17 protein-coding genes and 1 other RNA gene are annotated in these 21,109 nt (G+C 62.6%); 11 read left to right on the top strand and 7 right to left on the bottom strand.

What is annotated here, in order from left to right; translation table 11 throughout:
* Positions 1-56 precede the first annotated feature (56 nt).
* Positions 57-1,175 carry a hypothetical protein gene (locus Q0603_RS14680; protein ID WP_298726958.1) on the bottom strand — a complete coding sequence of 373 codons (1,119 nt, stop codon included), beginning with the start codon at positions 1,173-1,175 and terminating at the stop codon, positions 57-59.
* A 304-nt stretch (positions 1,176-1,479) separates the two neighbouring features.
* On the opposite strand from Q0603_RS14680, the gene Q0603_RS14675 reads away from it, so the two are divergent.
* On the top strand, positions 1,480-2,025 hold the full coding sequence (locus Q0603_RS14675) for an AAA family ATPase (RefSeq protein WP_298726956.1): 546 nt from the start codon (positions 1,480-1,482) through the stop codon (positions 2,023-2,025).
* Between the two features lie 108 nt (positions 2,026-2,133).
* On the opposite strand, the gene Q0603_RS14670 is transcribed toward Q0603_RS14675, so the two are convergent.
* The 4 genes from Q0603_RS14670 to Q0603_RS14655 all read right to left on the bottom strand — a co-directional run bounded on the left by Q0603_RS14670 (position 2,134) and on the right by Q0603_RS14655 (position 9,720).
* Entirely contained in the window at positions 2,134-4,284 is a 2,151-nt protein-coding gene (locus tag Q0603_RS14670) for an autotransporter outer membrane beta-barrel domain-containing protein (protein WP_298726955.1), read from the bottom strand.
* A 245-nt stretch (positions 4,285-4,529) separates the two neighbouring features.
* On the bottom strand, positions 4,530-5,171 hold the full coding sequence (locus Q0603_RS14665; protein ID WP_298726954.1) for a hypothetical protein: 642 nt from the start codon (positions 5,169-5,171) through the stop codon (positions 4,530-4,532).
* Positions 5,172-5,418: 247 nt separating this feature from the next.
* Positions 5,419-9,075, bottom strand: coding sequence for a hydantoinase B/oxoprolinase family protein (locus Q0603_RS14660; RefSeq protein ID WP_298726952.1), 3,657 nt, complete (start codon positions 9,073-9,075; stop codon positions 5,419-5,421).
* A gap of 78 nt (positions 9,076-9,153) precedes the next feature.
* A complete protein-coding gene (locus Q0603_RS14655) occupies positions 9,154-9,720 on the bottom strand; it encodes a winged helix DNA-binding protein (RefSeq protein ID WP_298726950.1) in 567 nt (188 codons plus the stop codon).
* Positions 9,721-9,893: 173 nt separating this feature from the next.
* Here Q0603_RS14655 and Q0603_RS14650 point away from each other — a divergent pair, with 173 nt between their 5' ends.
* From Q0603_RS14650 to rnpB, 3 genes are all read left to right on the top strand, one after another.
* Complete coding sequence (locus tag Q0603_RS14650; protein ID WP_298726949.1) at positions 9,894-10,793, top strand: DMT family transporter; 900 nt, start codon at positions 9,894-9,896, stop codon at positions 10,791-10,793.
* The gene (locus tag Q0603_RS14645; RefSeq protein WP_298726947.1) at positions 10,790-11,578 is read left to right on the top strand and encodes an N-acetylmuramoyl-L-alanine amidase; all 789 of its coding nucleotides are present in this window, start codon (positions 10,790-10,792) and stop codon (positions 11,576-11,578) included. The genes Q0603_RS14650 and Q0603_RS14645 overlap by 4 nt, the downstream gene beginning before the upstream one ends.
* A 48-nt stretch (positions 11,579-11,626) precedes the next feature.
* Positions 11,627-12,017, top strand: an RNA gene (gene rnpB, locus Q0603_RS14640) — RNase P RNA component class A.
* Positions 12,018-12,032: 15 nt separating this feature from the next.
* Here the strand turns inward: rnpB and Q0603_RS14635 are convergent.
* Positions 12,033-12,398, bottom strand: a complete 366-nt coding sequence (locus Q0603_RS14635; RefSeq protein WP_298726945.1) for a hypothetical protein — start codon at positions 12,396-12,398, stop codon at positions 12,033-12,035.
* Between the two features lie 83 nt (positions 12,399-12,481).
* Entirely contained in the window at positions 12,482-13,003 is a 522-nt protein-coding gene (locus Q0603_RS14630) for a hypothetical protein (protein WP_298726943.1), read from the bottom strand.
* Between the two features lie 307 nt (positions 13,004-13,310).
* Between Q0603_RS14630 and Q0603_RS14625 the strand changes: the two genes are divergently transcribed.
* The 7 genes from Q0603_RS14625 to mraY all read left to right on the top strand — a co-directional run bounded on the left by Q0603_RS14625 (position 13,311) and on the right by mraY (position 21,104).
* Positions 13,311-13,790: an MraZ family transcriptional regulator gene (locus Q0603_RS14625; protein WP_298726941.1), complete on the top strand. Its 480-nt coding sequence runs from the start codon at positions 13,311-13,313 to the stop codon at positions 13,788-13,790.
* Entirely contained in the window at positions 13,787-14,788 is a 1,002-nt protein-coding gene (gene rsmH / locus Q0603_RS14620; protein ID WP_298726939.1) for a 16S rRNA (cytosine(1402)-N(4))-methyltransferase RsmH, read from the top strand. Before Q0603_RS14625 ends, rsmH begins: the two co-directional genes overlap by 4 nt.
* On the top strand, positions 14,785-15,309 hold the full coding sequence (locus Q0603_RS14615; RefSeq protein ID WP_298726938.1) for a hypothetical protein: 525 nt from the start codon (positions 14,785-14,787) through the stop codon (positions 15,307-15,309). The genes rsmH and Q0603_RS14615 overlap by 4 nt, the downstream gene beginning before the upstream one ends.
* Before the next feature lie 71 nt (positions 15,310-15,380).
* Positions 15,381-17,087, top strand: a complete 1,707-nt coding sequence (locus tag Q0603_RS14610; RefSeq protein ID WP_298726936.1) for a penicillin-binding protein 2 — start codon at positions 15,381-15,383, stop codon at positions 17,085-17,087.
* A gap of 13 nt (positions 17,088-17,100) precedes the next feature.
* Positions 17,101-18,564, top strand: coding sequence for a UDP-N-acetylmuramoyl-L-alanyl-D-glutamate--2,6-diaminopimelate ligase (locus Q0603_RS14605; protein WP_298726934.1), 1,464 nt, complete (start codon positions 17,101-17,103; stop codon positions 18,562-18,564).
* Complete coding sequence (locus tag Q0603_RS14600) at positions 18,564-19,994, top strand: UDP-N-acetylmuramoylalanyl-D-glutamyl-2,6-diaminopimelate--D-alanyl-D-alanine ligase (RefSeq protein ID WP_298726931.1); 1,431 nt, start codon at positions 18,564-18,566, stop codon at positions 19,992-19,994. The genes Q0603_RS14605 and Q0603_RS14600 overlap by 1 nt, the downstream gene beginning before the upstream one ends.
* A gap of 21 nt (positions 19,995-20,015) precedes the next feature.
* Positions 20,016-21,104, top strand: a complete 1,089-nt coding sequence (mraY, locus tag Q0603_RS14595) for a phospho-N-acetylmuramoyl-pentapeptide-transferase (protein WP_298726929.1) — start codon at positions 20,016-20,018, stop codon at positions 21,102-21,104.
* The last annotated feature ends 5 nt before the right edge of the window (positions 21,105-21,109 follow it).

Here is a 21,109-nt window from a genome sequence, read left to right as displayed (position 1 = left end):
GGAGGTAGGGTAATTTCAGGAAGGGGCAGGCCGGCGCGGGCCTATGCGCTGCGGACCTATGCGACGTCCAGCCTAAACTCGCCCCGCGCCAGGCTTTTGCCGTTCACCAGGATTTCCACGCCATGCAGGCCGGCATAATAGCGCCGCGTAGTGATCGGCTTCAGTGAATGGCGCTTCTCAAGGACGATGCTCTCGCCCGGCCCGAGCCTGGGATTGGACAGTTTGAAGACCTTCGGCCGCTGCTTGCCGCGGGCATCGCACCAATGGATAGTGTAACCGACGGAAAGCGTCGCGGCTTTTTTGCCGTCATTGGTCAACGTCACCGTGAACTGGACAGCATCGCCAACCCGGTAGCGTTCGGCGGCAATGCGGAAGGCGCGCGCGGAAACCGGCACCGCATGATCGAAGCCCAGCAATTGAAGTGCGCGTACATCGCCTTTCTTGACCAGGCTGCGCAGCCCATGACGGACAGTATCGAGTGTGCTCTCGCGATCTTCCTTCAGCCAGCGCTGGGCAATGGCGATCGCGATATTTGGATGATCCTTGGCGATGTCGTTCAGGTTGTTTGCCACCGAGCGGCGCACATTCTCATTCGGATCAGCGCGCAGCGTTTCGATGATCTCCAGCACCGGTGCCGGATCGGCAATGAAGCTCTTGAGCCGCAGGCCCCAGGGCAGACGCGGCCGTAACCCTTCCGAGCACAGGCGACGCACCCGCCAATCCTCATCCGTCACCCAGTCGCGGATCGCTGCCATGGTGAGATCGTAATGATGCAGCAGGTAGTAGCGGATATCGAACTCCGCGCTGAAAAAGCGCGTCATCCGGTTCAACGCTGCCAGCGACAGCTCCGGATGATCGAGGCCGTAAGCGCCGACGAAATTCAGGAAGGGCAGGTGGCGGAAGCCGCTCATGGCCTCCATTTCGGTCTTAACGCCATCATCGAGGCCGATGCTGCGCAGCAGGATGTCGAGCGCGGCCGGATAATCCTGCGGCAGGTGGCGACGAAGTGAGGCGGCGATGGTTTTCGCGCGGTCCATCAGTTCCAGAAACGGCAAAGCCGCCATCACCTCGGCGGTGAAGTCCTTATGCGGAAAGGCCGGATGGATGGTGCGGATGCGTGCGGCGATCCCGGCCACGATTTCGGCGTTGTAGAAGTCTTTGAGTTGGGCAGCCATGAATGCAGGCAGATTGACAAGGCGAAGATGGGTTCTATATATGTTCTTTTTCGCGCTGTCTAGTGGAGCGGCGCCCGAGAGGAGCTGCCTGAGCGCTGCCAAACGAACGGATTGGATTGGGCGCAGTCAGGCTCAAACGGGCGAGGATGGACTCGAAACAGTCGGAAGCGGAGGCTCAAACGGTTCGAAACGGATCCAAACGGTTCAAAACGGGCCTGAAAAATGCGATTTTGATAGCAACGATATCATTCCACAGACTAGCGCTGTTGCTTTTCCTTAACGGCAAAATCGTTACAGTCCCTCCATGCAACTGATCTTCATCTATGGCAAACCCGCCACCGGCAAGCTGACCGTCGCCCGGGAACTCGCCTCCATCACCGGCTACAAGCTGTTCCAGAACCAGCTTGCCGTTAACCTCCTGCTGCCTGTCTTCGACTTCGGCTCCACGCCCTTCGTCGAACTGCGCGAGGAAATCTGGCTGCTGGTTTTCCGCCGCGCCGCCAAGGAGCGTCTGCCTGGACTGGTCTTTACCTTCGCGCCGGAAACCACGGTGCGGCCCAGCTTCGTTGAGGAGACCATCGACATCGTTGCCTCCGCCGGCAGCCGTGTGCGCTTCGTCGAGCTGACCTGCCCGAAGGAAGAATTGCTGGAGCGCATCGACGCCAAGTCGCGCCGCCAGAGCGGCAAGCTGGCCTCGCGCCTGGAATTCGAAAGGCTGGATGCTGCAGGCGTGTTTGCGACCTCGCATATGCCGAAGGCGGAGATCACCGTCGATACCGGATCGCTGAAGCCGGAAGAGGCCGCCGAGAAGATCCGCAAGGAGCTGCGCCTGCCGCGTGCCAAGCTCTGATCGAAAACACCTGATCAAAAAACTCAAAAAAGAAGAGGCGGCGGATTGCGCCGCCGCCTTTTTGTTTGTGGTGTCTGACAGGCTCGGTTAGTGGCCGTCAGCTTTGCATTACAGGCTGAAGCGCAGGCCGAGCGTGGCCGAGGTAAGGGACTGCTTTTCCTGACCGGTGGTCGACCAGCGATGGTCGACATGGCCATACAGGCTGGTGGTGGCGGAAAGCTGGCTCGTGAAGCCGACGCCGATCTCCGGCGAGACATGGCCGAAGCGATTGTCGATGGCGTCTGATTCCATCACCACATAGTCAGTGCCGCTGAGGCCGCGCCAGAGATTGGCCTTGAGGTAAGGCTGCCAGAAGCCCTCTGCGGTACGCTCGGTGTAATGCAGGCGCAGGCCGATGCGGCCGGTCAGGGTATCGTCCTCCTGCCAGCGGACCGGCGAGAAGTCGTCCCGGCTGTCGTCGAGCGACAGGGTCTGGGCGATGATCTGAGCCTGCGGCTCGATCTGCCAATTGCCGGTGAGCGCGATCGCCTGGCCGGCTTCGAGCGAGGCGGTATAACTCGCGCCGCTGGTCTTCATGCCCGTGTCGTAATCGGAGCGGGCGGTGACATCGAACCAGTTGCCCTGGATCACCGCATCCAGATATCCGCCGGAGGAGGTGTAATGGGTCCAGTAGGCGCCAGCCGTCTTGCCCCTGAGGTCGACGCTTCCGACAGGAAGATCGTGGCGTCCGAGCGCGAAGCCGTTGAGGTCGGTGCTCTGGATGGCGTAGCCGACATAGACGCCCAGACGGTCCTGTCCGCCGTCGTCGTCGCGCGAGCGGTAGAGATCGAGGCCGGATTGCAGGCCAACGATGCGGGACCGCGTCGCGCGGGCGCCCACCGTCCCCGACCAGCGGCCGTCGCCGTACTCGCCGATGACGCGCGCCCAGGAGGCTTCGTCATTGGCGCCCTGGGCCTGTTCGCCGACGCGCTCGTGCAGCGTGCCGATCAGCGCTAGGTCCATGGCGCGCACCAGCGCCGGAACCGGCGCATACAGGGCCACCTCAGGGCGGTACAGCGGCGTTTCGTCCTCGATGCGGAAGGAGCGCAGGAACCAGTCCTCGTTGCTCGTGGTGCCGCCGCGGAAGAGAAGATATTCGTAGACGCCTGCGGCGATGCGGCCGGAGAGATGGAAGGCGTCCGCCGCGGTGGTGGCGCCGTTCACCGCCTGCACGATGCGGATGCCGTCGCCGGTGGTCTGCTCGCCGGTGCCGCCGGCATTGGTGATGGCAATGCCGGTCGTGCCGCTGGCCGCGCCGCCGTCGATCACCAGGACGTCGCTGGGAGAGGCGTCGTCGCCGAGGTGGGTATTGAGACCCAGCACGCCGTTCTGGCCAACAAAGTTGTTCACCGTCAGGGTGGAGAATGTGCCGGTGTTGGGGACGAAGACGATGTGGCCGGCATTGGTGATGGTGCCCGCGTTGGAGGATCCGGTGACGTTCCAGCGGCTGCCGGCATCGAGGGTAATGTCGGGCGTGCCCGATGACAGGCCGGTCCAGATGGAGTTCGCTAGGCTGAGATTGACCGTGTTGCCCGGATCGACGAGGAGATCGCCGCTCCAGTCCGATCTGCCGGTGAAGGAAGCATTGACCACATGACCGGCACCCTCTACCGAGAAAGCGCCTTCAATGCCGCTGACGTCGTTGACGTCGAGCGAGAGAGCGCTCGGGGTGAGGCCATTTGCTTCGACCGATACGAACTGCCGCTGGCCGTTGACGATGCCGGACGTGATGGCGACGGGGCCGTTCAGGGTGACCGATCCGGTGTCGCCGACGACGTGGATGATGGCTCCCTGGCTGGCGGCCAGGCTGCCGCCGTTGACGGTGATCTGGTTGGGATCGGCCAGCGTGCCGCCATCCATGTAGATGGCGGCAGAGGAGAGGCCGCTAACCGAGACATCGACATTGGTGGCGGTGAGCGAGCCGCCGTTACGGGCCCTCAGGCCGTCGGCATTTGCCCCCGTCGTCGTGATTGTCGAATTTTCGAGCGTCAGCACACCACCCATTGAGGCATAGGCGCCTCTCGACAGGTTACCGGTCGTGGTGACCGACAGGTTCCGTCCGATCGCCGTTGCGCCGTCCACCGCCGTGATCCCGTATGAATCATCCCCTTGGGTGCTGATCGTGCCGCCGGTGGCATCGATTCTGCTGCCCGCGTTCCAAGCGAACAGGCCCTCGCTCAGGGTGCCCGCGGTGGAGACGTTGACATTGCTGAGCGTCACCTGGCTTCCGCCGAATGCCCACACGCCGATTGCGTCCGTGTTGGCAGAGGTCCGGATGTCACTGTTGGAAAGCGTAATCTGCGCACCGTTGCCCGCGACGACGCCATGACCGGCGACGCCGCTTGTCTGGATATTGAGGCCAGATCCGTTGAAGATACTGCCATTATCTAGGGCGTAGATGCCGGCGCCGCGGTCGCCAAGTGTGACGATGCTGCTGTTGGTAAGGGTGAGCGAGGAGGCCTTCTCTACGAGAGCGCCGTAAGAGCCAGCAAAGCCGATTGCCCCCCCTCTGTCCGGATGCTGAGGCTAGTGCCGGTGAGACTTGCGCCGTCCGTAGACCAGACAGCGATTGCGCTCGCACCGGTTGTCGTGATGCTGCCCCTCTCCAGGATCATCGTGCTTCCTGCATCCCTGGAAAAGGCGCCCTGTGATTCATCGCCGCTGGCGGAGACGGTGAAGTCATAGGCATTCAGGGTGCCGCCATCAGTCGCTTCGAGGCCGTAGGAGTTGGTGCCCAGGATGGTGACCGAGGCGCCATTCAGGATGATCTGTCCGGTCTGCGAGGCCTGAGCGCCGGCCGTCCCGCCTAAGGTAGTCTGGAGGGTGACGGAATTGCCGGTATAGGTGCCGCCCGTGACCCGCACGGCCGGCGTGTTGGCCACATTACTCTGGCGGGTGACGCCATTGTCTTCGCAGGCGCCAGCGGCAAGGGAAACCGGGGCGGGCGCCGAGGCGCACTGGGCGAAAGCATGGTCCGGTGCCAGCACGAAAAGCGTTGCCAGGGAAGCCAGCAGCAGCCCGGCTGCGGCGGAGGCAAGCCGTATCCCAGGCGTCTGGGATCGGGATGTTCTATGCAGAGCAGTCTGTTTCTTGCGGTTCGTCCTCATATTTGCCTCCATTTGAACATCCGGAGGGTGAAAGGCTGGTATCGCCTCGCTACTAGCAGAGGATTATAGGTATGGGAATACCGCTGTAAAACTTTCGGTGGTGTAATTTGTTAGTAACCCTAATGAAATCCGGGAAATCCGGGCAATGACAACCCCGCCTCGCTGTGCCCTGGCGGCCGAATAGTGAAAAAGAAAGGGCGGCGGATTGCTCCGCCGCCCTCTTTTTTATCGTGGCTGGACAGGTCGGTTATTCGGCCGCTTCAGCCTTGCCGAAGCCGCCGCCCGAAGGCGTGGCGATGACGAACACGTCGCCCGGCTGCATCTGGATCGAGCAACGGCCTTCGAGTTCGACCTTCTCGCCGTTCTTGCGCTCAACCCACTGACGGCCGGTTTCGCCATTCTCGCCGCCGGCGAGGCCGAAGGGCGCTACCTTGCGGTGCGAAGACAGCAGGGTCGCCACCATCGGCTCAAGGAAGCGCATGCGGCGGATGGTACCGTCGCCGCCCTTATGCTTGCCCTTGCCGCCCGAGCCGCGCCGGATGCGGAAGCTTTCCAGCAGGACGGGGAAGCGGAATTCCAGCACTTCCGGATCGGTCAGGCGCGCATTGGTCATATGGGTATGAACCGCGTCGCAGCCGTCGAAATCCGGGCCGGCGCCGCTGCCGCCGCAGATAGTCTCGTAATACTGGTACTGGTCGTTGCCGAAGGTGAAGTTGTTCATCGTACCCTGGGCCGCGGCCATCACACCCAGCGCACCGAAGATGGTGTCGGTGATGCATTGGCTGGTCTCCACGTTGCCTGCCACCGTGGCAGCGGGATATTGCGGATCGAGCATCGAGCCTTCGGGGATGATGATCTCCAGCGGCTTCAGGCAGCCGCCGTTCAGCGGGATGTCGCTGTCGACCAGGCAGCGGAAGGCATAAAGCACAGCCGCCACGCAGACCGCCTTCGGGGCGTTGTAGTTGGTCGGATGCTGGCCCGAGGTGCCGGTGAAGTCGATCTTGGCGGTACGGTCCTTGTGATTGACCGTGACCTTGACCTTGATCTCGTAGCCGTCATCCATCGGATAGGTGAATTCGCCGTCCTTCAGGCGGCTGATCACCCGGCGCACGGACTCTTCTGCATTGTCCTGCACGTGGCGCATATAGGCGCGCACGACATCCAGACCGAACTGGTCGACCATCTTGCGCAGTTCCTGCGCGCCCTTTTCGCAGGACGCGATCTGCGCCTTCAGATCGGCGATGTTCTGATGCGGATTGCGCGACGGGTACTTGCCGCTCTTCAGGATGGCAATGGTTTCCTCTTCAAGAAACTTGCCGCCATCCACCAGCAGTACGTTATCGAGCAGCACGCCTTCATCCTCGACGGTCTTGCTGTCGGGCGGCATCGAGCCCGGCGTGGTGCCGCCGATATCAGCATGGTGACCGCGGCTGCCCAGATAGAACAGCACTTCCTTGCCGTCCTTGTCGAAGACCGGCGTGATCACCGTAACGTCCGGCAGATGGGTGCCGCCGGCATAGGGTGCGTTCAGCATGTAGACGTCACCAGGCTTCATCTGCCCGGCACGCTTGCGCATGATCGTCTTGATGCTTTCCGACATCGAGCCCAGATGCACCGGCATATGCGGCGCATTGGCGATCAGTTCGCCGTCGAGGTCGAAGATGGCGCAGGAGAAGTCCAACCGCTCCTTGATGTTGACGGAATAGGCGGTCTTCTCCAGTACCGAGCCCATCTGCTCGGCAATCGACATGAACAGATTATTGAAGATTTCCAGCATCACCGGATCGACTTCGGTGCCGATCGCCTTGCGCACGGGCAGGGCTTCGACGCGCTTGAGCACCAGATCGCGGCGCTCGGTCAGACGCGCCTGCCAGCCCGGCTCGACCACGATGGTGCTGGTCGACTCGGTGATAATGGCCGGGCCCTTGATGGTCTCGCCCGGACGCAGCACGGTGCGGTCGTAGATCGGCGTGTCGCGCCAGGCGCCTGCCATATAGGCCTGACGCCGTGCTTGCACCGGGATGTCGCGCTGATCGCGCACTTCCTTCACCGTTTCGGTGACATCCGGCGCCCGCTCGCCCTGGCCGACGACTTCGACCGCGACGGAGGCAGCGATGAGCTGCTTCTCCGGGCTGATGAAGCCGAAGCGCTGGCGATGAGCTGCTTCGAAGGCCGCCTTGATTTCACCCATGGTGCCGAAATCGACAATCAGCGCCGAGTCCGAGCCGCCGTAACGCACATGCAGCTTGCGCAGCACGCTGATCTTGGCTTCCGGCACGCCCTGGGCCAGCATCTCGTCGCGGGCATCCTTGGCGAGGGCTTCGAGTTCATTGGCTAGGCCGGCGATGGCGGACTGATCCAGTACGATTTCGACCGACTTCTCGCGCAGCACGCGCTGATCGGCCAGACCCATGCCATAGGCCGAGAGCACGCCGGCCAACGGATGCAGCAGAACCTCGGTCATGCCCAAAGCGTCGGCCACGAGGCAGGCATGCTGGCCGCCGGCGCCGCCGAAGCTGGACAGGACATACTTGGTGACGTCATAGCCGCGGGCGACCGAAATCTTCTTGATCGCGTTGGCCATGTTCTCGACGGCGATGGCAAGGAAGCCTTCCGCCATCTGCTCGATGCTGCGCTTGTCACCCGTCTCGGCCTGCACGCGCGCCTGCATTTCGGCGAACTTCTTCTTCACGATCTCGGCATCCAGCGGCTCGTCGCCGTTCGGGCCGAACACGGCCGGGAAGAAATCCGGCTGCAGCTTACCCAGCATGACGTTGCAGTCGGTGACCGTCAGCGGACCGCCACGGCGGTAGCAGGCCGGACCCGGATTGGCGCCGGCGCTGTCCGGGCCGACGCGATAGCGGGCGCCGTCGAAATGCAAGATCGAGCCACCGCCCGCCGCGACCGTGTTGATCGACATCATTGGCGCGCGCATGCGCACGCCGGCCACCATGGTCTCGAAGGCGCGCTCATATTCGCCGGCATAATGGCTGACGTCGGTGGAGGTGCCACCCATGTCGAAGCCGATCACCTTGTCGAAGCCGGCGCGGGTCGAGGTCTCAACCAGGCCGACGACACCGCCAGCCGGACCAGAGAGAATGCTGTCCTTGCCTTGGAAGAAATTCGCATCCGCCAGGCCGCCATTGGACTGCATGAACATCAGCCGCATGCCGTTTTCGGCCGCGGTCAGCTCATCGGCGACCTGATTCACATAGCGGCGCAGGATCGGCGACACATAGGCGTCCACCACGGTGGTGTCGCCGCGGCTGACAAACTTGATCAGTGGCGAAACCTGATGGCTGGCCGAGACCTGGGTGAAGCCGATCTTCCTCGCGAGCTCAGCGACCTTGGCCTCGTGATCGGTATAGCGGTAGCCATGCATGAACAGGATGGCGACGGAACGGATGCCGTCGTCATAGGCTTCCTTCAGTGCCTTCTCGGCGGCCTTCAGATCCAGCGGGGTTTCGATGGTGCCGTCGTTGCGCACGCGCTCCGGCACTTCGACGACACGCTCGTAGAGCATCTCGGGCAGCACGATATGCAGCGCGAAGAGATTGGGGCGCGTCTGGTAGCCGATGCGCAACTGATCGGCGAAGCCTTCCGATACCAGAAGCAGCACGCGGTCGCCCTTGCGCTCCAGCAGCGCATTGGTCGCTACCGTCGTACCCATCTTCACGGCGGCAATTTTGCCTTTTGGCAGCGGCTCTCCGGCTTTCAGGCCGAGCAGGTCGCGGATGCCTTGCACCGCGGCGTCACGATAGCGCTCCGGATTTTCCGACAGCAGCTTGTGGGTGACGATCGATCCGTCGGGCTTGCGGCCGACAATGTCGGTGAAGGTGCCGCCCCGGTCGATCCAGAATTCCCACTGGCCGTTGGTGGAGGAGGCGGATGAAGTCTGGGACATCGAAAAACTCCGGAAGCGAGTCAAATGAGGGGCGCACGATCACAAAACGTTGATAAAATGTCAACGTTATCCTGCGGCCTATAATGACGCTGCGGCGCGGGCCGCCTGATCATACATGCCGGACAGCGCCCGCATCAGATCGGCGATCTTGGAGGGGTCACCCTGACTAGAGGTTGTCAGGGCGGGGCGGATCAGGTCGTAGGCATCGCCCAGCAGCTCCTCCCGAATTTTGCGATATTCCAGGCAAAGGGCGCGGCCCTTTTCGGTGGTGGAGTAGAAAATCTCCTTTCCCCGCCGCTCACCCTGGATCAGGCCCAGGCGGACCATCTTCTTGAGGCCGTAATTGACGGTGTGAGTGTCTTCGACATTCAGCACCAGACAAAGATCGGCGAGTCGCTTTGGCCGATCGCGATGATTGACGCTGTGCAGAACCATCACATCCAAGGCTGCCAGATCAGGCTGACCGGCTGCTGTCATGCAGCGCACGATCCACCGGCTGAATGCATTGCCAGTCATCATCAGGGCGAATTCAAACTCGCTCAGCGCGGTCAGTTTTTCGCTGGCCAGATGTGCAGAAGAGACAATCGGGCGCCGGGCGGTCTGTGCTGCCTCGGCCTTGTCGCCGGATGCACTGTTTTTCGTCATGAGTCTGCCTGTTTCCATACTTTGCTGCCGCCCCTGGGGCAGCCGGCTGCAATCGGCACACTCGTGCATACCCCCCTTGCACGAGGCGCATAACCGTTTCGCAAAGAAGCGTAGCTTGCAATACCCTGGCTTTGCTAGGGTCCCCGCCCATGAAACCCCCGCACATCGCCCTGATGCTGCTGATCTGCGCCATCTGGGGCTATAATTTCGTCGCCTCAAAGATCGCGGTGTCACAGTTTCCGCCGGTCTTTTTCACCGGGTTACGCTTTCTCGGTCTGGCGTTGCTCATGATCCCCTGGCTGAAATGGCAGAAGGGACAGATGAAGCTTGTCCTGCCCTCGGCGTTGCTCATGGGTACCCTGCATTTCGCGCTGATGTTCAACGGGATTGCACTGGCCGATGACGTGTCGGTCGTTGCTGTGGTCGTTCAGCTGGGCGTGCCGATCTCGACCCTCATGGCCTGGGCGATGCTGGGTGAGCGGGTGCGCTGGAAACGAGGGCTCGGCATCGCGCTTGCGTTCCTTGGCACCATGATCATCAGCTTCGATCCCCGGGTGTTCAGCTATAAAGGCGCGATCCTTTACTGCCTGGGCAGCGTTTTTGCGATGTCCTATGGGCAGATCCTGGTACGCCGCATTCAGGGCGTGGATACGTTCACCATGCAGGCCTGGGTCGGCGCGATCAGCGGCCCGAGCCTGCTGCTGATTTCCTTCCTTGTGGAGGACGGTCAGATGCAGAGCGCCATGGATGCGAGCTGGGTGCATTGGGGAATGGTTGCCTATGCCGTGCTTGGTGTGTCACTGATCGGTCACGGCGGAGCTTATTTTTTGCTGCGACGCTATCCCGTCAGCATCGTCAACCCGGGGTTCACACTGGCGCCGATCCTCGGAATCGTCTCCGGTATTGTGTTTCTGGGCGAGCGGCTCAGCGAGCGTGTGCTGATCGGGGCGGCGTTGACTTTGGTAGGCGTTTTGATTGTCACTCTTCGCGAGGCTAAGGTCGCCGAAGCGCGCGGAGCATTACCCGAGGAACCGGCTGTAAAACCGGAACCGAATAGGATTGCTGGCGAATGAAGCGTTTTATCGATACCCCTTCACCGAATTTCGACGAGCGGAATTGCCGGCGCCCGGTCGACATGGTGGTGCTGCATTACACCGGTATGCCCACCGCCGAGGCGGCGCTGAAGCGGCTGACCGATCCAGCCTCCAAGGTCAGCGCGCATTATTGTATCGACGAGGACGGCAGCATTCACAGACTAGTACCTGAAGACAAGCGTGCCTGGCATGCCGGCGTGTCCTTCTGGCGTGGCGTGCGGGAAGTGAATGCGCGATCGATCGGCATAGAGCTGGTCAATCCCGGCCACGAATTCGGCTATCGCGAATTTCCCAAGGTGCAGATCGACGCGCTGCTGACGCTGCTGGAAGATATTGCCAGCCGTTACGACATCATGCCTGGCAATTACGTCGGTCATTCGGATATCGCGCCGCAGCGCAAGGAAGATCCGGGCGAACTGTTTCCCTGGTATCGCCTGGCGGTAGCCGGTTTCGGCCGCTGGTGGGCACCTGACTTCACGGTGTCGCCGCATGCGCCGCATCTGGGGCCTGGCGACCGCGGCGGCGCGGTACTTGACCTGCAGGTGGCGCTGGATCGCATCGGCTATGGCATTGAAGGCAGCGGTGTCTATGACACCATGACCGAAGCGGTGGTGCGGGCCTTTCAGCGGCATTGGCGGCAATCTCAGATCGACGGCATCAGCGATGCCGAGACGACCAGCCTGATCCACCATATTTCCGAACAGGTGCAGATCCGCCGCGCGGGGGCAGAGCGCCCGGAGGCCAAGCAGAATACTTCTGCCTGATCCGTTTCGCTTGACGGGCTGGCGGGCAGCGCCTACCTGTGCGGCGTGCCAGACGGCTGGACGGCCGCGCTTTTTGCCTTCCGGCAAGAAACGAGGAAAGTCCGGGCTCCACGGAAACACGGTGCCGGGTAACGCCCGGCGGGGGCGACCCCAGGGACAGTGCCACAGAGAGCAGACCGCCGTATCACGCAAGTCATACGGTAAGGGTGAAAGGGTGCGGTAAGAGCGCACCGCGCGTCCGGTAACGGAAGCGGCACGGCAAACCCCACCGGGAGCAAGACCAAATAGGGATGGCCGCAGGCGCAAGTCTGCAGGGCGGTTTTCGGCTCGCCATCCGGGTCGGTCGCGCGAGGCGTCCGGTGACGGACGTCCCAGATGAATGGCCGTCCAGTCTACGCAAGTAGATGGACAGAACCCGGCTTACAGGCCGTCTGGCACGTTTTCACGTCCATCTTCATTTCGGATAGAGGTCGCGCCGGCAGGTGGCGGCGCCCGGCAATATCGCCTGGCAGGTCATCTGGTTGGAAAAATCAAAGGTGTTGTACGAGCGGCGGCGCACGGTGATGCCGTTGCTGAACCACACGCCACCGGCGGCACTGCGGATGGCCTGAATGCCGTTGCTGAACAGATATTCTCCCTCCGCGCCACGCTGGACATCGACGAAATTGCTGAAGCGCAGCTTGTCATCGGCAATGACCGTCACGGTCAGGCCGTTGCTGCAGAAGACCTCTCCCGGTTCCTCGCGCTCGCGGCAAATGAAATCGCCGGATTGCGGCGCCAGGACCATGGCGAGAATGGTGATTTCAAGAAGGGAGAACATGCGCTTGCAGTTTAAAAAGCACAGAAGCGCGGCACCATGGCTGCGACGGCCGGTTATGGATCTGCCGGTTGTTTATCTGCCCGCTACCGGTTGACCCGCAGGATGAAGGCATCGGGGATCATTTCCGGACATTCGATGAAGGTCGGCTCGAAGATCTGAGAGAAGCCTGCCTTGGCTTTGGTATCGAGGCACCACTTCTTGCCGTCGGTGCCCGTCAGGGACAGGCCGCCGGACTTGATATCCCAGAGCTGCGGCAGCTGCTCCAGCATCTCGCTGTTCAGCGCACATCCTGAAACCACCAGTGTCTGGCTGCGCGGCTCCATGGCCAGGCAATAGGCGGGGTTGGCGGCAAAGAAGATCTGGTTGCCGGTCTGGAGAGGGCGGCTGACGAAGAAGCCCTGGGTCTGGTTGTCGATGTTGAACTCGCAGGGCGACAGCAGGACCGCGGCGCGGACACGACGGACGTCGCTGTTGACGAGCTGGGTGGTCAGACACTGGTTATTCGCGGTGCTGGCGACGATGGCAAAACGCTTCAGCGACGGCACGTCACGCGGCAGGAACTCATTGACAATTGCCCGCGCCGGCAGCCCCCAGAACAGCAGCACTGCAAAAAGACCGAGCGCCAGGGGGTATGTACACCCCTTTAGGTTGTGTCGCTCTGCTGCTCGACGATGACGTTCCTCGCACCCTGCCATGGTTACAGGGTGTAGTCCGCAAGCAGGTTTGACACAAGCCCAGAGTTAAAGAACATATGTGGATATTTGGTGAACATTATAGGACTCGTGATCCCGCAAGTCGCGGAGATCATTGAAGGGAATCGGAGGTTAACACCCGCTTAATTCCATTGACGCCCATAATACCCCATGCTATCCCATCTCATCCCAGGCTGAACGCCCATAGTGGGCGTGGGGGATGTGCACAGATAGGGGCGGCTGGGTGGAATTTTTCCTCTCAACCTTTCGCAACCGGATCGACGCCAAGGGACGGGTTTCCGTGCCGGCGCCCTATCGCGCCCTGCTGACCAAGAAAAATGCGGAAGGCGGCCTGATCATGGGCCCCGACATCTCGGCACCGGCTCTGGTTGCTGGCGGCCGGGACTATCTCGACGGCATCAATCGCCGGATCGACGAACTGCCCGATCTGCATCCCGAACGAGAAATGCTGATCGACGGCCTGCTGCCCTTCCTGAACGAACTCAGCTTGGATCAGGAAGGCCGGGTGCAGCTTGGTGCCCAGTTCCTTGAACATGCCGGCCTGTCTGCGCCGGGCGAAGCCGTCTTCGTCGGCCGCCGCAACAGCTTCCAGATCTGGGAGCCGAAGGCTTGGGAGGCCCGCGCCGCAGAGGCGCGCGCCAAAGCCGCCGCCTATCTCCGCGGGGAGGGGCGGTCGTGAGCGCGGCGGATCGCATCCGTCATGAAAATGCCGCAAGGACGGCGCATCAGTCGGTTCTGTGTTCGGAAGTGGTCTCGGCGCTGAATCCGCGCGCCGGAGAAGTATTTGTCGACGGCACCTTCGGGGCCGGGGGTTACAGTATGGCATTGCTCGATGCCGCGGAATGCCAGGTCATCGGCATCGATCGCGACCCGACCGTTCAGGTCCATGCGAGCAAAGTCGCGGCCGCTTATCCAGGACGTTTCCGTCTGGTCGAAGGCCGTTTCGGCGAGATGGTCGAACTGCTGGCCGGCATCGGCGTCACGGGGGTGGATGGTGTCGCGCTCGATATCGGCGTGTCTTCGATGCAGCTCGATCAGGCTGAGCGCGGCTTTTCCTTCATGCAGGACGGCCCGCTAGATATGCGCATGGGCGGGGCGGGTGAAACCGCTGCCGATATCGTGAACGGCCGCAGCGAAGCTGAACTTGCGGACATCATTTATCTCTATGGCGAAGAGCGACGCGCCCGGGCCGTGGCCCGTGCGATTGTCGCAGCGCGCGCCGAAAAGCCGATTGCCCGCACCCGCGAACTGGCCGAGATCGTCGCACGCGTCGTCCGCAGCACGCCGGGCGTGCATCCGGCGACGCGGACCTTTCAGGCCTTACGCATCGTCGTGAACGACGAATTGGGGGAATTGAAGCGCGGCCTGGCGGCTGCGGAAAAACTGCTGAAGCCGGAGGGGCGGCTTGCCGTCGTGTCTTTCCACTCGCTGGAAGACCGGGTGGTGAAGCGGTTCCTGGATCGCCGCAGCGGCAAGCAAAGCGGCACGTCACGCCATCTGCCGACCGCCGCCGGTACCGAGCGCGCGCCGTCCTTCATGCTGCTGCATAAAGGCGCGGTGGCGCCGAGCGAAGCTGAAATCGCCGCCAATCCACGGGCTCGCTCGGCTAAGCTGCGGGCGGCCAGGCGCACTGCCGCGCCAGCCTGGCCGGATGACGATCTGAGGGAGGCAGCATGAGCCGCGGCCTCTCTGTCTTTGCTTTGCTGCTGCTGGCGGTGGTGTCTTTCGGCCTGTACCAGCTGTCTTACGAAGTGCAGCGTCTGAAGGATGAACTGATAGAGCTGAACCGCGCGCTGGGTCAGGAGCGCGAGACGATTGGCGTGCTGCAGGCGGAATGGAGCTATCTGACGCGGCCGGAATATCTGCAGGGCAAAGCCGAACGCCTGCTGGAGATGCGTCCCGCCGCCGCAAAGGACATCGTCGCCATTGAAGCGCTGCCCTGGCGCCAGGATCGCGGCCAGGAACAGCCGGGTGCCTCGCCGGCGCCGCAGCCGGCTCTGCCGCCGATGGCTGCTGCGCCAGCCGTGCCGCCGGCCTTGGCCGCCGTGCCCGCGCCGCGCAATCCTGGCATCACGCCGGTTCCGGTTGCTGCCAAGCCGGCTCGGCCCGCGGCTGCGCCGGTTGCCAGCTTTGACGACGAAGTGGCGGCAGTGCTTGGCGCCATGCAGCGTACGGGTGGCGCGGGGAGGGCACAGTAATGGCGCTTTTCCGTCGTCAACCCAAGCCCAAACCGCCTTGCACTCCGGCCGATATTCCAGGCGCTCCGACCATGGTCCGTCTGGAAGGCGCGGCCAAGCAGGCGCTGGAAGTCAGCCGCGGCCGACTTGTCATCGGCATCGGACTTTTTTCGCTGGCCTTCCTCTTGGTCGCCGGACGGCTGGTGGAGTTGACCGTTCTGCGCGGCGCAACCGAGCCGGTGATCGCACGCGGTATCGATTCTGAACTGGTGGCGAAGACGTCGCTGATGGAGCGCCAGCCGATCGTCGACCGCAACGGTAATATTCTGGCGACCAATCTGAAGATCGCTTCGCTCTATGCCGACCCGCGCAAAGTACTGAATGCGCAGCATGCGGCGACGCAGCTGGCGCAGGTGCTGCCTGAGCTTTCCGCCGGCGAGATCCAGGCCAAGCTCAATTCTGAAAAAAGCTTCGTCTGGCTCAAGCGTGGCCTGACCCCACGCGAGCAATATGAGGTCAATCGGCTGGGCATTCCCGGCCTGTACTTCCATTCCGAGCAGCGCCGTGTCTATCCGCAGGGCCCGCTTGCGGTGCATGTGCTGGGCTATACCGATATTGACGGCAAGGGCATCTCGGGTATCGAGCAGTATTTCGATGAGCAGTTGCGCGATCCGTCGCGCACCGGCGATCCGCTCGAGCTGAGCATCGATATCCGCGTACAGCATATCGTGCGTGACGAGATCGCCAAGGCGGTCGAATTTTTCAACGCGATCGGCGGCGGTGGCATCGTTCTGGATATCCATACCGGCGAGGTATTGTCGCTGGTCAGCCTGCCTGATTTCGACCCGGCGGCGCCGGGTACGGCAACGAAGGAATCGCTGTTCAACCGTATCACCCTCGGCGTCTACGAAATGGGCTCGACCATGAAGACGCTGAATACGGCCATGGCGCTGGATTATGGCACTGTGAAGCTAAGTAGCGGCTACGATGCCAGCCATCCGATCCAGATCTCGCGTTTCCGCATCCGTGACGATCATCCGAAGAACCGATGGCTGAGCGTGCCGGAGATCTTTATGTATTCCTCCAATATCGGCTCGGCCAAGATGGCCGTCGATGTCGGGCCGGAACGCCAGCGCGAATTCATGATGCGCATGGGCATGCTGACCAAGCCGACCATCGAGCTGCCGGAAGTCGGCGCGCCGCTGGTGCCGCGCAACTGGAAGACGGTCGAGACCATGACCATCTCTTTCGGTCACGGCCTGTCGGTCACGCCGCTGCAACTGGCTACAGCGACGGCGGCGATCATCAATGGTGGTGTGCTGCATCCTCCGACGCTGATCAAGCGGCCGCCGGGTCTTCCAGCACCGGGCAGGCAGGTGATCCGCCGCGAAGTCAGCGACATCATGCGCAAGCTGATGCTGCTGGTGGTGGAAGACGGCACCGGCAAGAAGGCCGGTGTCGACGGCTATCTGGTGGGTGGCAAGACCGGTTCGTCGGAAAAGGTCAACGACCGCGGCGGTTATAACCGCAAGGCCAACTTCAACACTTTCGTTGCCGGTTTCCCGATGCATAACCCGCGCTACATCGTGCAGGTCATGATCGACGAGCCGAAGGGCAACAAGAGCACTTTCGGTTTTGCCACCGCCGGCTGGACCGCTGCGCCCGCGGCTGGCCGCATCATCAGCCGCATCGCGCCGCTGCTGGGTGTGCCGCCGGTGGACGAGAATTCGCCGGCCATCCGGCAGGCCATGTATGTCCCTTATGTCCAGACGCAGGAGAAGAAACTTGCGTCTCAGTGAGCTGTGCCAGGATATGCAACTTGACCCGCGCATTGCGTCGCTGGACGTCGCCGGACTGACCGCCGACAGCCGCGCCGTGCAGCCGGGCTATGTGTTTGCAGCACTGAAGGGCACGCAGGCCGACGGCCATCGCTTCATCCCCGATGCGCGCGCCAAGGGCGCGGTTGCGGTGCTCAGCGACCGCGTCGATCCAGCCTATGCCGATCAGGTTGCCTTCCTGACCGACCCTAATCCGCGGCGGCGGCTGGCGCTGATGGCGGCGGCCTTCTTTGCCGCGCAGCCGGAGAATGTCGTTGCCGTGACCGGCACCAACGGCAAGACCTCGGTTGCGAATTTCGTCGCGCAGATCTGGGCGAAGCTTGGCATTGCCAGCGCCAGCCTGGGCACCTTGGGGCTGCGCGGCACGGGCCTTGCCGATAGCGTGGCGCATACCACGCCCGATCCGGTGCGGCTGCATGAACTGCTGGCCGCCGCCAAGCAGGCCGGGATCGAGCATCTGGCGCTGGAAGCGTCCAGCCATGGGCTGGATCAGTTCCGCCTCGACGGCGTGAAGATCAAGGCTGCTGCTTTCACCAACCTGACGCGCGACCACATGGATTACCATCCGACGGTCGAGGCGTATTTCGCTGCCAAGCTGCGTCTGTTTGAAGACTTGCTGCCGGCCGATGGAACGGCGGTGATCAACATGGACAGCGCGCTCGGCGCAAAGGTCGAGGACATTTGCCGCCGGCGCGGTCAGCGTCTGCTTCGCTACGGCATGCTGGGGAATGAGCTGAAGCTGCTGTCGGCCGTGCCGCATTCCGGCGGCCTGCAGATCGAAGCGGAAGTTTTCGGCGTTCGGCGCGATGCCGATCTGCCGCTGCTGGGCGGGTTTCAGGCCGGCAACGTACTGGCGGCGCTCGGCCTCGTTTGCGCTGTAGGTGCGCATCCCGCGGCAGCCTGGGAGACGCTGGCCACGTTGGAAGGTGTGCCCGGCCGCATGCAGAAGGCGGCGCAGTTCCGCAACGGCGCTTCGGTCTTCGTCGATTACGCTCATACGCCAGATGCGCTGGAAACAGTGTTGAAGGCGGCGCGTCCGCATACCACGCAGCGCCTGCTGGTGGTCTTCGGCTGCGGCGGCGACCGCGATCGCGGCAAGCGCCCGCTGATGGGCGCCATTGCCGCGAAGCTTGCCGATGGCGTCTATATCACCGACGACAATCCGCGCAGCGAAAATGCGGCATCGATCCGCGCCGCGATCAAGGCTGCCTGCCCGGATGGCATCGAGATCGGCGATCGCCGTGCTGCGATTTTCGCCGCCGTAGCGGCGCTGCAACCGGGCGATCTGCTGCTGATCGCCGGCAAGGGCCATGAGCAGGGCCAGATCGTGGGCAAGGAAGTACGCCCCTTCGACGATGTGTTGGTTGCGCGCGAAGCTGTGTCCGCGGTGGACGCGGGTTCTGGTTCGGGCATTGCACCATACGGAGGTAAATATTAATGGAAGCTTTCGCTCTCTGGACCTCCGCCGAAGCCGCTCATGCCACGCAGGGCACGAGCGATGGTTTCTGGACCGCCTCGGGCGTTTCCATCGATAGTCGCAGCGTCGCCTTTGGCGATCTCTTTGTTGCTCTGCGGGGCCCGAATTTCGACGGCCATGTCTTCGTGGCCGACGCGCTGGCCAAGGGTGCAGCGGCGGCGATGGTCGATCGCGTGCCGGAAACCCTGCCTCCGGGCGCCAATCTTCTGATCGTCAAAGACACGTTTCAGGCGCTTTATGATCTGGCGGCGGCGGCGCGGCAGCGTTGCGGCGCGAAGGTGATCGCCGTGACCGGCAGCGTCGGCAAGACTTCGACCAAGGAAATGCTGCGTCATGTGCTGTCCGAGCAGGGCGCGACGCATGCCACGACCGGCAATCTCAACAATCACTGGGGCGTGCCGTTGACCTTGGCCCGCATGCCGGTGGACAGCCGTTTCGCCGTGATCGAGATGGGGATGAATCATCCGGGCGAGATCGAGCCGCTGTCCAAACTGGCACGGCCGCATATCGGCGTCATCACCGCAATCGAAGCGGTGCATTTGGAGAATTTCAAAAGCATCGACGGGATCGCCGATGCCAAGGCGGAGATCTTCGCCGGTTTCGAGCCGGGCGGCACTGCCATTCTCAATCGCGACAATCCACATTTCGAGCGGGTGGCGGCAGCAGCGCGCGCGGCCGGCGCTGCCGAAATAATCGGCTTTGGCGAGCATCCCGAGGCACAGGCGCGGCTGGTGAAATACGCGCCGCACAGCGCCTGCTCCTGCGTTGCGGCAGAAATCCTCGGTCATCCTCTGACCTTCAAGATTGGCGCGCCGGGTCGGCATTGGGTGCTGAACGCGCTGGCCGTTCTCGCGGCGGTGCAGCGCGCCGGCGGCGATTTGGCCGAAGCGGGTCTTGCTCTGGCCCGCATCACCGCGCCGAAGGGCCGTGGCGAGCGGCATACTGTTGAATGGCGTGATGGCGGCAGCATCGATGTGATCGACGACAGCTACAATGCCAGCCCGCCCAGCATGCGCGCGGCCTTCTCCGTGCTGGCGATGGCCAAGCCCTCGACCCCGCGCGGGCGCCGGATCGCGGTGCTTGGCGACATGCTGGAACTCGGCCCCGATGAGCAGGCGGCTCATAACGGCCTGGCCGAAGATCTGGTGCGCGAAGGCATCGATCTGGTTTTCGCATGCGGCCCGCTGATGCGCGGCCTCTACGAGGCGCTGCCGGCGCAAAAGCGCGGCCATCACGCGCCGAACTCCATTGAACTGATTCAGCCGCTGCGCCGCGCGATTCGCAGCGGTGACGTGCTGCTGGTGAAGGGTTCGCTTGGCAGCCGGATGGGAAAGATTGTCGAAGATCTGCTGACTGCGCCGCCGCAGCCGCGCGCCGCCAACGGATGGTGATCAAGGAAAAGACCGAAGACGATGCTGTATCACCTGCTCTATCCGCTGGCCGACGAATTTCAGGCCTTCAATCTGTTCCGGTATCTGACGTTCCGGACTGGCGGCGCCATCCTGACGGCGATGGTGCTGGCATTCTGGATCGGCGAGCCGCTGATCAACTGGCTGCGCGCCAAGCAGGGCAAGGGGCAGCCGATCCGCGATGATGGCCCCGAAAGCCATCTGCTGACCAAGCGCGGCACGCCGACGATGGGCGGCTTCCTGATCCTCATCGGCATCGGCGTCGGCACGCTGCTTTGGGCCGATCTGACCAACCGTTATGTCTGGACCGTGCTGCTGGTGACCTTCGGCTTCGGCCTAATCGGCTTTTATGACGATTATCTCAAGGTCACGAAGCAGAATCCAAAGGGGGTGCCGGGCAAGCTGAAGCTGGCGCTGCAGATCGTGATCGCCGGCATCGCTGCGGTGTGGATCAATTCGATTGCAGCGCCGCCGCTGAACACAAGCCTTGCGGTTCCCTTCTTCAAGGACGTGCTGTTCGATCTCGGCTGGTTCATGCTGCCCTTCGCCGTTTTCGTGATGATCGGCGCATCGAATGCGGTGAATCTGACCGATGGTCTGGATGGTCTGGCCATTGTCCCGGTGATGATTGCCGGCGCCAGCTTTGGTCTGATCACCTATCTGGTCGGCAATACAGTCTTCGCCAATTACCTGCAGATTCATTACGTCGCGGGTTCGGGCGAACTGGTGGTTTTCTGCGGCGCGCTGCTCGGCGCGGGCATCGGCTTTCTGTGGTTCAACGCGCCGCCGGCGATGGTGTTCATGGGCGATACCGGCTCGCTCAGCCTGGGTGGCGCGCTCGGCACGATCAGCGTGATCGTGAAGCACGAACTGGTGCTGGCGATCATCGGCGGCCTGTTCGTGCTGGAGACTGTTTCGGTGATGGTCCAGGTGGCGTCGTTCAAGCTGACCGGCAAACGGGTCTTCCGCATGGCGCCGCTGCATCACCATTACGAGAAGAAGGGCTGGAAGGAGCCCACCATCGTGATCCGCTTCTGGATCGTGGCGGTGATTCTGGCCTTGGCCGGCCTCTCAACTTTGAAGCTGCGGTGAGACCG

The organism is uncultured Ferrovibrio sp., assembly GCF_937960835.1.
In the GTDB taxonomy this organism is placed as follows: Bacteria; Pseudomonadota; Alphaproteobacteria; order Ferrovibrionales; family Ferrovibrionaceae; genus Ferrovibrio.
The sequence above is the reverse complement of the archived record's forward strand: the minus strand, read 5'-3'. Positions and strand labels throughout refer to the sequence as shown.

Excerpts from the sequence above, each read along its gene's own strand:
- Q0603_RS14610 (WP_298726936.1), top strand. The coding sequence starts at position 15,381 with ATGGTCCGTCTGGAAGGCGCGGCCAAGCAGGCGCTGGAAGTCAGCCGC.
- Q0603_RS14650 (WP_298726949.1), top strand. The coding sequence starts at position 9,894 with ATGCTGCTGATCTGCGCCATCTGGGGCTATAATTTCGTCGCCTCAAAG.
- Q0603_RS14645 (WP_298726947.1), top strand. The coding sequence starts at position 10,790 with ATGAAGCGTTTTATCGATACCCCTTCACCGAATTTCGACGAGCGGAAT.
- mraY (WP_298726929.1), top strand. The coding sequence starts at position 20,016 with ATGCTGTATCACCTGCTCTATCCGCTGGCCGACGAATTTCAGGCCTTC.
- Q0603_RS14605 (WP_298726934.1), top strand. The coding sequence starts at position 17,101 with ATGCAACTTGACCCGCGCATTGCGTCGCTGGACGTCGCCGGACTGACC.
- Q0603_RS14615 (WP_298726938.1), top strand. The coding sequence starts at position 14,785 with ATGAGCCGCGGCCTCTCTGTCTTTGCTTTGCTGCTGCTGGCGGTGGTG.
- Q0603_RS14660 (WP_298726952.1), bottom strand. The coding sequence starts at position 9,075 with ATGTCCCAGACTTCATCCGCCTCCTCCACCAACGGCCAGTGGGAATTC.
- Q0603_RS14665 (WP_298726954.1), bottom strand. The coding sequence starts at position 5,171 with ATGAGGACGAACCGCAAGAAACAGACTGCTCTGCATAGAACATCCCGA.
- Q0603_RS14625 (WP_298726941.1), top strand. The coding sequence starts at position 13,311 with ATGTGCACAGATAGGGGCGGCTGGGTGGAATTTTTCCTCTCAACCTTT.
- Q0603_RS14680 (WP_298726958.1), bottom strand. The coding sequence starts at position 1,175 with ATGGCTGCCCAACTCAAAGACTTCTACAACGCCGAAATCGTGGCCGGG.
- Q0603_RS14635 (WP_298726945.1), bottom strand. The coding sequence starts at position 12,398 with ATGTTCTCCCTTCTTGAAATCACCATTCTCGCCATGGTCCTGGCGCCG.
- Q0603_RS14675 (WP_298726956.1), top strand. The coding sequence starts at position 1,480 with ATGCAACTGATCTTCATCTATGGCAAACCCGCCACCGGCAAGCTGACC.
- Q0603_RS14655 (WP_298726950.1), bottom strand. The coding sequence starts at position 9,720 with ATGACGAAAAACAGTGCATCCGGCGACAAGGCCGAGGCAGCACAGACC.
- Q0603_RS14600 (WP_298726931.1), top strand. The coding sequence starts at position 18,564 with ATGGAAGCTTTCGCTCTCTGGACCTCCGCCGAAGCCGCTCATGCCACG.